Origin of the sequence: Nocardia abscessus NBRC 100374 (genome assembly GCF_000308455.1) — a bacterium.
GTDB lineage: Bacteria > Actinomycetota > Actinomycetes > Mycobacteriales > Mycobacteriaceae > Nocardia > Nocardia abscessus.
This window is the reverse complement of the sequence record NZ_BAFP01000082.1, coordinates 1-11,395: the sequence shown is the minus strand read 5'-3', so window position 1 is coordinate 11,395 and position 11,395 is coordinate 1. Positions and strand designations below refer to the sequence as shown.

Annotated in this window: 10 protein-coding genes and 1 pseudogene; 4 read left to right on the top strand and 7 right to left on the bottom strand. The window is 65.6% G+C overall.

Going from position 1 to position 11,395, the window contains the following annotated elements:
* Positions 1 to 371 precede the first annotated feature (371 nt).
* The 4 genes and pseudogenes from ON19_RS40425 to ON19_RS16385 all read right to left on the bottom strand — a co-directional run.
* Positions 372 to 503: pseudogene (locus ON19_RS40425) on the bottom strand (ATP-binding protein); the annotation flags it as partial.
* Between the two features lie 67 nt (positions 504 to 570).
* A complete protein-coding gene (locus ON19_RS42865) occupies positions 571 to 879 on the bottom strand; it encodes a hypothetical protein (RefSeq protein ID WP_169334187.1) in 309 nt (102 codons plus the stop codon).
* A 303-nt stretch (positions 880 to 1,182) separates the two neighbouring features.
* Entirely contained in the window at positions 1,183 to 2,190 is a 1,008-nt protein-coding gene (locus ON19_RS16390; RefSeq protein ID WP_043692759.1) for a BtrH N-terminal domain-containing protein, read from the bottom strand.
* A 245-nt stretch (positions 2,191 to 2,435) separates the two neighbouring features.
* Positions 2,436 to 3,800, bottom strand: coding sequence for a flavin monoamine oxidase family protein (locus tag ON19_RS16385; RefSeq protein ID WP_043692757.1), 1,365 nt, complete (start codon positions 3,798 to 3,800; stop codon positions 2,436 to 2,438).
* A gap of 59 nt (positions 3,801 to 3,859) precedes the next feature.
* Here ON19_RS16385 and ON19_RS16380 point away from each other — a divergent pair, with 59 nt between their 5' ends.
* Positions 3,860 to 4,471 carry a TetR/AcrR family transcriptional regulator gene (locus tag ON19_RS16380; RefSeq protein ID WP_043692754.1) on the top strand — a complete coding sequence of 204 codons (612 nt, stop codon included), beginning with the start codon at positions 3,860 to 3,862 and terminating at the stop codon, positions 4,469 to 4,471.
* 16 nt (positions 4,472 to 4,487) lie between these two features.
* Here the strand turns inward: ON19_RS16380 and ON19_RS16375 are convergent, their stop codons facing one another.
* Complete coding sequence (locus ON19_RS16375) at positions 4,488 to 5,168, bottom strand: response regulator (RefSeq protein WP_043692751.1); 681 nt, start codon at positions 5,166 to 5,168, stop codon at positions 4,488 to 4,490.
* On the bottom strand, positions 5,165 to 6,268 hold the full coding sequence (locus tag ON19_RS16370) for a sensor histidine kinase (protein ID WP_043692747.1): 1,104 nt from the start codon (positions 6,266 to 6,268) through the stop codon (positions 5,165 to 5,167). Before ON19_RS16370 ends, ON19_RS16375 begins: the two co-directional genes overlap by 4 nt.
* A 215-nt stretch (positions 6,269 to 6,483) precedes the next feature.
* Between ON19_RS16370 and ON19_RS16365 the strand changes: the two genes are divergently transcribed.
* The 3 genes from ON19_RS16365 (at position 6,484) to ON19_RS16360 (ending at position 9,359) form a co-directional block, all read left to right on the top strand.
* The gene (locus ON19_RS16365) at positions 6,484 to 6,903 is read left to right on the top strand and encodes a DUF6223 family protein (protein WP_043692770.1); all 420 of its coding nucleotides are present in this window, start codon (positions 6,484 to 6,486) and stop codon (positions 6,901 to 6,903) included.
* Complete coding sequence (locus ON19_RS44695) at positions 6,900 to 7,328, top strand: NAD(P)H-binding protein (protein WP_157229737.1); 429 nt, start codon at positions 6,900 to 6,902, stop codon at positions 7,326 to 7,328. The genes ON19_RS16365 and ON19_RS44695 overlap by 4 nt, the downstream gene beginning before the upstream one ends.
* Positions 7,329 to 8,069: 741 nt before the next feature.
* On the top strand, positions 8,070 to 9,359 hold the full coding sequence (locus ON19_RS16360) for an FAD-dependent monooxygenase (protein ID WP_218006434.1): 1,290 nt from the start codon (positions 8,070 to 8,072) through the stop codon (positions 9,357 to 9,359).
* A gap of 162 nt (positions 9,360 to 9,521) precedes the next feature.
* Here ON19_RS16360 and rox read toward each other — a convergent pair whose 3' ends face one another.
* On the bottom strand, positions 9,522 to 10,958 hold the full coding sequence (gene rox, locus ON19_RS16355; RefSeq protein ID WP_043692767.1) for a rifampin monooxygenase: 1,437 nt from the start codon (positions 10,956 to 10,958) through the stop codon (positions 9,522 to 9,524).
* Positions 10,959 to 11,395: the final 437 nt, after the last annotated feature.

The window sequence follows — 11,395 nt, the reverse complement described above, 5'->3', positions numbered from 1 at the left end:
CCACCAGAGCCAATCCGCACCGACATGCCGTTCCTGCCCGCGGGTGAACTTACGGAATCTCGCATGTGGCCACACCTCTCCGAGCAACAGATCTGTGGCGGTTTCCTCGGCCCACATGTGCTCGGCATCAGCCATTTTGGACGCATGCCGGTCTACGGCAATCCGCGCTCTGCGAAGCGCACGGTAGAGGTCCGGTCGGTCGGCAAACGAAGTCATCGTGCAAGCTTGCCTGGCCGGTGGATCATCAGACCGCACAATCGAGCAACGCGACAACTGCGCACGACAAACGTTTCCAGAGGGAGCGTGCTCAGGGGATACGCACCCGCGCTAGTCGGTGGTGCGAACGCACGCTCATGCCGCATATCGAGCGCTCAATCGTTGATCTTCGCGGCCGGGACGCGGCCGAGGTCGCGGTCTTTGAGCCGGTAGCTGTCGCCCTTCAACGAGATGACTTCGGCGTGGTGGACCAGGCGGTCGATCATGGCGGCGGCGGGGACTGAGTTCGTCAGAACCTCTGCCCGCCAACCTTTTTCACAACCATGACCACTTCGCGCAGGACCTGACTCCCGTTCACCGAGCCCCTGTGGCGCACGGATTCGGAAGTGCCGACATCGTGGCCAGGTCGCAGATGCCACTGGTCAACATCTGAAATGGGGCTACGCCCATGAGTACGAGAATTCCGATGATGTCGCCACGCTCGAGGAATCCCACGCCCGTGCGCACCGCCGCCGATCCGGAGTCCGCCGCCGCCGAACCGGTTTCGGCTGCGATAGCGGTCGCCGGGGCGGAGCTGATCGGTTCGGCCGTCGCGCCGGCTGCAGTGACGACGAGTGTCGCCGCGGCGACCGCGGCGGCTGCAAGGTGCAGGGGGGTACGCATCATCGCGCTCCTCTGTTAGAAGAATAGTCGTTCACATGTTAACAAGCGCCTACCCGGCTGTACGGAGAATCGCGGAGGAACGATCGGCGCCCGCGACGCGGTGCATCGACCACGGTTTCGCGCCCTTTCAGGAGTATATGTACCGTATCACCGCACTTCAAAGCTTCCATGTGGCGGAGGTAGAGGGCATCCGATGCATCACATCCGCCGGGTACAGACTCCGGCACACAGTTCGAATGCGCCATCACTTAATGCCCCGGGTCACGGGCGCTCGGCAGCTCGTGCACCTGAACTCCAAGACCGTCAGGACTGACTCGCGGTCTCAAGCCCGAGGCAGCTCAGCGCCTCCATGGCCTCGCGCTCTATCCGTGAAAGATCGCAGAGGATGGCACCTGCCTGCACGAGGCACTGGCCATCGCCCGATTCGCCGGCTTTCGTGATCAGCGCTGCGACTTCCGTCCACAGAATGGCTGCCTCGATGTACAGCCCGTGGCCGGTGCGCAGGTGGCTGCTGTCCAACAGCTCGGTGCATTCCGCGAGGAAGTCGCGGTAGAGGTTACGGAACAGGGCGCCGCCGGTGCCGGCCTTCTCCATCAAGAGGGCGGCCTGTGGCAGGTCCCGCTGCGGGGTGTCAGTGCGCTGGAGCCATGTGCGTACCAGCTTGCCGCCCTTTTCGATGCCTCGGTAGCCGAGGTTGCCGATCGGCGGGTTGAGGAATGCGTCGGCGCAGGCGGTGATGGCGGAAATGATCTGGCTCCGTGCGGAAGACAGGTTTCTCGGAGCGGTGAGGGTGAACGACCGATGCGCAGCGGTCATCGGGCCGCGTGCGGCCCTGGCCTGGGCGAGGCTGGTCAGGCTGGTGGATACCGTTCCGCCTTGCTGGGCGGTGTCCACCAGGTGAGCGTCGTGATCGTCGTAGCCGTACATGGCGACGATATGACCGCCGAAGTGCACCTTCGAACCGAAGTAGTCCAGGTGGTAGCTGTCGAGCTGCAGCCCGACGGGGCGACCGGCATCGAGGGCAGCCACCACGTTCTCCCATGCTCTGCGGGGCGAGGTGGTCTCTTGGACCAACAGCTCCAGCTCGAGTCTGGTGGTCAGATTCCTGGTGAGGTCGAAGGGCTTGACCCGTCCTCCGAGGAAGGGGAAGCCGATGTTCTTGCTGTCCCAGTATATGAACGACAGACCGGAGCCGAGGCCGAAGAGCATGGGCTCGGACAGATCGATTCCTTGGTGCCGCAGCAGCACCCCCAGAGCTGTCGTCTCGCAGTGCTGCGTAGCGCGGGCATCGATGTCGATCACCGTGGCCATGCCGTGCTCTCCTGAACGGGCTTGATCAGCCGGGTCATCATTTCTCCCTGCGGCGCCTCTGCCGGTCCGACGAGATGGGCGCGAGCGAGGCGCCCAATGGTGAGAAGTCCGTCTTCCACGCCATCATGGTGGCCCCTCCCCCGGCGGGAGAGTCCAACGCTGCACCCATCGGCCCACGTCGAGCGTGGGACGCACGCACCGGTCCAGGTGGCTCTGTGCCGCTGCCGTCGTAAACCACCTCTCCCTCAGGCGCGGCTTCGAACGAGGGCGGGGGCGATTTCGCGGGCTGCGCGGTGGCCGGATTCGGCGGCTCCGTCCATGTATCCGACCCAGCGGGTAGCAGTTTCGGTGCCTGCCCAGTGCAGGGGGCCGACGGGGGTGCGCAGGGCCGGACCGAAGCGGGTGAGTGTGCCGGGCGCGGTGAACGCGCCATAGCAGCCGCGGCTGAATTCCTCCTCGGCCCAGTCGCGTTCGATATAGGCGATGGGGTGGCGCGCCTGCGGCCCGAAGTAGCCGACAAGGTCGTCGATCACCTGGGCCCGACGATCCGCGAGGTCCAGTCGCGCACCGATATCGGCGTGCCGCCCTTCCAGGAAGCCGACGAGCACCCCGGGTGAACCCTCCAGCGGAGTGTTGTCGAAGACGGTGCCCAGCGGCCGCTGATCGCTGTTGGCTTGACCGCTCAGACCCGCCCGACGCCAGAAGGGCTCGTCATAGACGACATTGATCTTGATCACCCTTCCCATCGGCATACGCTGGACGAGCTGGTCACGATCGCCGGGCAGACCCGGGGTGAAACGGATACGCGCCGCCAGCGGCGGCGGCACCGCGATCACCGCTCGGCGCGCGCGAACGGTCGTGCCACCCGCGACGATCCGGATGCCCGAAGCGTCCCACTCGACATCGGTCACCGCGGCGCCGAGGACGACACGGTCACCGAGTTCCTCGGCCAGAGCCAACGCGATGGTCTGCGAACCGCCGACGACGCGGTCCTGCTGCGCCCCGCCCACGGTATTGATCAATGCGTCCAGCCCACCGGCTGCGCCGACGTAGAAGGCAGCCCACAGCGCGGACAGATCCTCCGGCTCGGCGGAGAACACCGCCTCGGTGATCAGCTGGAAGAACGACCGGCCGCCTGCGGTGTGGGCGGTCCGCCGTAGCCAGGTGGCGAAAGTCTGCGCGTCCAGGTCTTCGGCCTGGTCGGCTCGCCACGGCTCCGCCGCCGCGACCCGGCGCGCCACGCGGTCCAGCCTCCACTGGGCCTGCGCGACATCGGCCAGTGCCAGCGGGTTCAATTTAGGAATCCGGCCGCGGTACTCCGACCGGGCCATGCCGATCTCGGCGATGTGACGGCCTGCGATATGCGTGGGGAAAGTCCGCAGGCCGAGTTCGTCGATCAGCGCGAGCACATGATGCTGACCCGGCCCAACCCATTGACCACCCACCTCGATGGGGGCGCCGCCGGGCAGTTCACCGTTCAGCAGCCGTCCGCCGACTCGATCGCGCGCCTCCAGCACAGCCACTTCGTTTCCGCCCCGCACCAGATCGCGAGCGGCGACCAGACCCGCGATTCCGGCACCGATCACGACCACATCCACTGCGTTGTCCACTTCACACCCTTCATACGCCATGTATCTGACATACACACTGTATGTGATATCCATAATGTATGGAAGCGTTGCGCGAGAAATACGCGGAGAACACCCGCCAGGCGCTGCTCGACACCGCGGGGCGGCTGTTCGCCGAGCGTGATTACGCGGACCTCTCAGCAGAGGAACTGGTGCGCGCTGCCGGCCTCACTCGCGGTGCGCTGTATCACCACTTCGACGGCAAGCGCGGACTGTTCGAAGCGATCGTGGACGATCTCGAGAATCGAGCGGCACAACGCATCAGAACCGCGATCGACTCGGTCTCGGACCCGTTCGAACGTGTCGACCGCGGCGTGGAGGAGTTTCTCGACGTCTGCGCCGAACGCGAGTACCGGCACGTCGTGCTCCTGCAGGGCCCGATCGGCCTCGGCTGGCAGCGCTGGCGTGAAGTGGATCAGCGCCATCTCGGCGGCTTGGTCATCGAGGCGGTACGGAATCTCCTGGACGCCGCGCTCATCCGGCCATACCCCGCCGAACTGATCGCCAGTGCCTTCTACGGCGCCCTGACCGAACTGTCGCTGACCATCACCCAGACCGACGACCGGCAACGCACCCGCGGCCAGGCGGCGAGCCTCGTGCACGACCTTCTCGAAGGCTTGGCGATCGGAGCCGGCTCACGATCACCATCGTGATCGCCCGGTGTATCGGCTATCCGGACCGTGGAGGTCGGGAGTTGTGTGGGGTTACCAAGCCGGATTCGTAGGCGAGTACTACGAGTTGGGCCCGGTCGCGGACCTGAAGCTTCGTCATGGCTCGGTTGACATGGGTTTTGGCGGTCAGCGGGCTGATGACCATGTGGCCCGCGATCTGGTCGTTGGACAGGCCTCGCGCGACCAGTGCTACCGCCTCGCGTTCGCGGTTGGTCAGTTCTTCGAGTCCCGCGCGGGCGCCCGTGGGCAGGGGCTGGGTGACATACCGATTGATCAGCCGACGGGTGATCGACGGTGCGAGCAGGGCGTCGCCGCGCGCGGCCACGCGGATGGAGTGCAGGAAGTCGTCCGGCTGGATGTCTTTGACGAGGAATCCGGCCGCACCGGCGCGCAGCGCATCGAAGACGTATTCGTCCAAGCCGTAGTTGGTCAGGATGACTACGTGTACCCCGGTCAGGGCCGGGTCGGCGGCGATGCGCCGGGTCATCTCGATGCCGTCGATGACCGGCATCTGAATATCGATGAGCGCGATGTCGGGCAGATGCCGCCTGGCCAGCCTCAGGCCCTCGCTCCCGTCGGCGGCCTCGGCTACGACTTCGATGTCGTCCTCGAGGTCGAGCAGTGCGCGGAACCCACTGCGAACGAGCGGCTGGTCGTCGACCAGCAGGACGCGGATCATGTTCGGTCCACGGGAAGTTCGGCCTCCACGGAGAAGCCACCTTCGCTGCGTGGCGCCGCCTGCAAGCGACCGCCGAGGGCGGTGACTCGTTCCCGCATCCCCAGCAGCCCGACGCCGCCTACCGGGGCGCTGCCGGGGGTAGCCTTGCCGTCGTCGTCGACTCGGATGCTCAGAGTGTCGGGACGATAGGCGATCCGGACCGACGCTGTCGTGGCGGCAGCATGACGGGTGATGTTGGTGAGCGATTCCTGCACGATCCGGTAGATGGTCCGATCTACTGCGAGTGGCAATTCCCGGCGTTGCCCTTCGATTGTCAGGGTCGTAGCCAGCCCGGCCGTCCGGGCTCGCTCCACCAGGCCTGGGACATGATCGAGCCCGTGCCGCGGGGTGACCTCGTCGTCGCGCAGCGCCTCCAGGGTCGCGCGTAGTTCCCGGGCCGCCTCTCGGCCGGCATCTCGGATCACCAGCAATGCCTCCGGCACCTCTTCGCCTCGTTTGCGGGCCACGTGGACGGCAGCCTCGGACTGAACCTTGATCACCGAGATCTGGTGGGTGAGCGAATCGTGCAACTCCCGCGCGATGTGCAGCCGCTCCTCGTCGGCGCGGCGCCGTGCGGTCTCCTCCCGGATGCGCTCGGCTTCGTCGGCGCGCTGTTCAGCTTGCCGCAGCGCTTCACCGGCGGCACCGGCCGCGATCAACCACGCGATCTCGAGCGCGCCCCGGGCCTGCGCGAATGCCGCACTCGTGTCGTGCAGCGAAGCCAGGGCCGCGAGCGGAAGTGTAGCCAACAGAGCCACCGACGCCGCCGCCGTGATCATGCGGTACCCCGCCCGCACCGCGGCGTATACCGCGAACAGGAACGCGACCGCGGGCACGTCGAAACCGACGGCTTGATAGCCCAACGCGCACAACCCGGTGACGGCCAGCACGGCGACCGGAGCCCAGCGTCGCGCGGCCAGCGCCAAACCTCCGGTTATCAGCAATGCGTAACCCAGCGGCTCGAGATCCGTCGGTAAGTGCTGCTTGGACAGACCGGTAAAGAACAGGATGGCCGCCAACCCGACCGCGATCGCCCAGTCCGCGATCTGTCCCCTACTCATGCGTGCACCCTAGCTGGATTCTCGCGCGGACAACTCCTGCCGACGGACGATCCACCGTCTACCGCGAACGCAGTACTCCACAGCTTTCCTGCGATATCCGCGGCAGTCGCTACGGCACCCGTAGCAGAGCTGATTGCCCACGCCCGCAGGATGTTTCGCGATCGTTCAGCCGAGATCATCAAATGACATCCAGTCGCACCACGAAGGAGCACCTCATGTCCGTCCGTCACCTCCTCGGCGCCACAGCGGTCCTGCTCGGAAGCTTCGCGCTGAGCTCACCGGCGGCCGCGCACGCCTCGACGCTGTCGAGCGCCGCCAGTGTGTCCGCCATGAGTTCCGGGCGACTCGGGGCCGTCGTTGCCGCCGTGGTGGGCCTGATCGGCGTGGGCGTCGGCGGGTCGGCGCTGGCTCGCTCCACCCGTCGTATCGGAATCGGCAACAGCAGAAATGCGGCCCTCGTGGCCCTGGTGGCAGGCCTGCTGGCCGTGGCGCTCGGCGGGCTGATCGTGGCCACCGCCGACGGTGGCATCGGCACCGGAAACGGCCTGGGCGGGGCCTTGGTGGCACTGGCGGTGGGGGCGATCAGCATGGTCATCGGCGGACTGGCAATGGCCCGCGACCGTAGCGCCGGGTGAGCAGCCGACCACAGTCGCAAGTGCTGACACCTGGCCGACACGCATTGCCAGCCGACCGAGTCGGCGTCATCGTCCGCGATACCGACCGCGCAGGCGAGTTGGCCGACCGCGGCGTGCGGGTGCGGCGCGGCGACTTCACCGACCCACAATCCCTCGCCGAGGCATTCGAAGGAGCAACCCGAGTTCTGATCAATTCGCCACTACCGCAGGCCAACTCGAAACCTACTCCAGCGTCCCGCCATACCTGTCAGTTCAGTCCCGCAGGTAACCACCAACCCCTGAGCAGCTCCAAGGCACCGTGCGAGGCGCGAAACTCAGCCCGCCGCAGCCACCGCCACATTTCGCACCGACTTCGTCCTACTCGCAAGCACCGCCCCATCATGCAACGCCCACAAAAACGCGAAACGTTCGCTCTCCGCACATAATTGCAATGAACCCCTCCCGCAAGGAATCACCCGTTGTTCTTGTATCAGTTCTGCCGGGAAACTCCGGGGATCCGGCAACCCTGTCCACCGGCGTCCCGGCGTCAACGAGGCGCTCGATCACCTGGAGATCCTTTTGCGTGCGTCTTGTCCTCGTACAGGAACTTCGCGGCCTGCCGGATGATCGCCAACTCAGCAGCTCCAGAGCCAGCCATTTGGCGTTGCGTTAACTCCGCAACCACTCCGCAAATCACCTCCGGAGAGGAGAGCAGTAGACAGCCCCGCCCCCGTTTTCGCCCCGATTTGTCAACGTAACGACTATTGGAGTCGGGCGAAACCGCGTACAATTCGAGCAGGTCGGGACTGTATCTGGAGCCCTATCATGTTCAAGAGAGAGAATTCACACACGAAGTTCGCCCGGTTGGCGGCCGCCACCGGTATAGCCGCTGTTGCCGCGATTCCGGTCGTCGCAGCCGCGGCGCACGCGCCTACCGCGCAAGCAACGACCCCCACCTCTACAACCCAACTCGTCGACAGCCCCGGCTGGGGTCGCGGTGACGGTTGGGGTCGCGGTGACGGTTGGGGTCGCGGCGGCGGCTGGGGTCGCGGTGACGGTTGGGGTCGCGGCGGCGGCTGGGGATGGAATCCCGGCTGGGGGAATTGGTGGAACCCACCCGGTTGGGGTGGTTGGGGTGGCTGGGGCAGCTTCTAGCCGCCCGGTGACCGAGCCCGGACACGCACAGCGTGCCGGGCTCGTTTGCATCGAGGACCGGATATGTGAAACCAGGTTCGACCGACCGTGCTGAAGCTGGTGACGAGATGAAGATCGTGTGTATCGGTGGCGGGCCGGCCGGCTTGTACTTCGCTATTTCGATGAAGCGGCGCGACCCAGCCCACGACATCACGGTGATCGACCGCGATCCCCCCGGGTCTACCTATGGCTGGGGCGTCGTCTATTGGGACGATCTGCTCGACATTCTGTATCGGAATGACCCCGACAGCGCCCAGGCGGTGCGTGCCGGATCGGTCCTGTGGCGTGAACAGGCAATCCATGTGCGCGACGATCAGACCGCGCATTTCGGGGGCTACGGGTTCAGCATGGGGCGCGCGGCATTGCTCGACGTACTTTCCCGACGGGCGAGCGACCTGGGCGTCGATGTCCAGCACGGGCGAGAGGTCCACGATCTGTCCGGCTTCGACGACACCGATCTCATCGTCGCCTCCGACGGCGCGAACAGCCGGGTGCGGCAGCTGAGTGATCATCGTTTCGGCACGTCCGTCACGCTCGGCGAAAATCGATATCTCTGGCTCGGTACGGACAAGGTCTTCACCCGATTCACCTTCGCCTTCGAACACACCGCGGCCGGTTGGATCTGGTTCCATGCCTACCCGTCAGTTGCCGAGAAGCTCAGCACCTGCATCGTTGAATGCCAACCGCAGACCTGGCATGGACTGGGATTCGATTCCCTGGACAACCCGGAGAACTTGCGTGTTCTGGAGAACATTTTCACGCGACTTCTCGACGGTCACTCGTTGATCAGCAAAACACGAGGCGAGTTCGCAAGGTGGAGCCGCTTTCCCGAGATAACCAACAAGACCTGGTATCACGACAACGTGGTGCTGCTCGGCGACGCAGCGCACACGACGCACTTCACCATCGGTTCGGGCACCCGGTTGGCAATCATCGACGCCGTCGTGCTCGCACAGAACCTGTACGAGCATGCCGAGGTCGCCGACGCGCTGGAGAACTACGATACGCAGCGGCGCGCTGCGCTGCGCCCGATACAGGCAGCCGCCCGTACCAGCATGATCTGGTTCGAACACGCTGATCGGTATCTCGACCGCAGCGCCGTGCAGTTCGCCTACGCGATGGCGGCTCGGCACGGGCTACAAATGCCGTGGCGATATCAGCAACACCTGCTCACACAGGTACCCGCTGTGCGCAAGATCCGGCGTGCCGTCGATTCCGGACAGCGGTGGTGGCGAGCTGCCCGACGGGGGGAACTCGCGATGTATCAGGTGCGCCGGTCGTGACGGGACTCTGACAGGTTCCTCGGCGCAAGTTGCCGATTTGCGGCCCGTCGAGCACCGACGAGCCGCCCTCCTGGTTGAACGCCACCCGCTTGCCGGCCGAGCTCGACCTCAGGCCGTCGCCGACCAGTATGACGCCGGCCTCGGCAAGCTTCTTCCGGTTGCTCAGGTGAATGCGGTTGCGGGCTTGCCGAACCAGCGGGAAAGCTCGTCGTTCAGGTCCTGCTGGCGCTCGCCGATCCAGGCAACGTGGCCGTCGGGCCGGAGTAGCATGGCCGGAACATCCAGTGCTGCAGTAAGATCCGCGATGATGTCGACTCGGTCCGACCAGCCCTCGACGGTCAGACTTTCCGTGCGGTCGAGTACCATGCCTCGACCCCGATGTAGTCGGTCGTAGAGGCGGCCCTGTTTCAGGTCGATATCGCGCAGGCGGCGGCCGAGCAGGTCGGGGCCTGCGCCGAAGTCGTAGCGGATGCCGATCGCGGTGATCTTCTCGATCAGATAGCGGTGCACCACGTCGAAGTCCATCAGTTCGGTGAACAGCCTGCGCATTGCCTGCGGGCCGGGTTCGGTGGACAGCAGTTGAATCTGGGCGCGGGTGTTGTCCAGCACATCTTCGGCGACCGGACGACGTTCGGTCTCGTAGGTGTCCAGCAATGTTTCCGGCGCCCAGCCGCGGATCTGCGCGGCCAGTTTCCAGCCGAGGTTGACCGCGTCCTGAACGCCCAGATTGAGGCCCTGACCGCCGATGGGCGGGTGGATGTGCGCCGCATCGCCGGCCAGCAGCACCCGCCCGACCCGATAACGCTCGGCCAGCCGGGTGGCATCGCCGAAGCGGGACAACCAGCGCGGGGAGTGCACGCCGAAATCGGTTCCGGCGATGGCGCGTAACTGCAGTTCGAAATCCTCGAGGGTGGGTGGTTCCGCACGATCCTCGCTGACTCCCGCGGCGGGGACCACGACGCGATAGACCCCTTCGCCGAAGGGCGCGAGACTCAATGCATTGTTGGTGTCGCGGATTTCGGCCACTTTGGCGGCGATTTCCTCCTGCGGCACGCCCACTTCCATCTCGCCCATCAGAGTCTCGGTCCGTGCGGGCTCGCCGGGGAAGCCGACGCCGAGCAGTTTGCGCACCGTACTGCGCGCGCCGTCACAGCCGACGAGGTAACGCGACCGCAGCCTCTCCCCGTCGGCAAGCTCGACGGTCACACCATCGTCGTCCTGCTCGAAACCGGTGACCGCACAACCGCGCCGGACCTGCGCACCCAGTGAGATCGCATGTTCTTCGAGCAGATGTTCCACGACCGGCTGCGGGACACCCAGCAGGTAGGCGTGCGCGGAATCCAAACCCTCGGGCGCGGGTTTGGTGATGGCGGCGAAGATACCGCCGACCGAACGCTGTCTCCCGCGTTCGAGAAAACGATCCAGCAGTCCGCGCATCGCCATCAGCTCGAGACTGCGCATATGCAGACTGACTATGCGGACGAACGACACGGGCTCGGTTTCCTTCTCGAGAACGAGGACCCGCACATCGTGCAGCCGCAGTTCCGCGGCCAGCATCGCACCGGTCGGCCCGCCCCCGGCAATGATCACATCGAACATGAACCACCCATCTCGTTCCATTCGCTGCCACCCGGTCGCCGTGCGCCCCGAGTTCGGATTCCGCAGGTCCTGGCATTGGGCGCCAATTGTGCGGGCGCCCCGGGATTTACCGCAAGCGATATTTGCATCGTGAAGGCGTGCAGGCATCAGCGTGGCCCGGTGCACGGTGGAGCGGGTAACGAGACTGCCGAGAACGTTGGGTCAGTGGTAAACAGCTCACGACACCAATCGACAGCCTCGCTATTCCTCCACCTCAGATGCCCTAGGCCCGGCGTTCGGCTGGAAACCGTCGAGGATGAATCGGGTGATGCCGGCTCGCCGTGTTATCGCATACCGGCCAGTCGGCGAAGCGCGACAGAACCCGCGCGGCCGACGGCTTTGGGCACACAAGTCGCCCTTCCCGGGTGCTCCCGCGCTCGCAGCGGTCGGCCCGACCT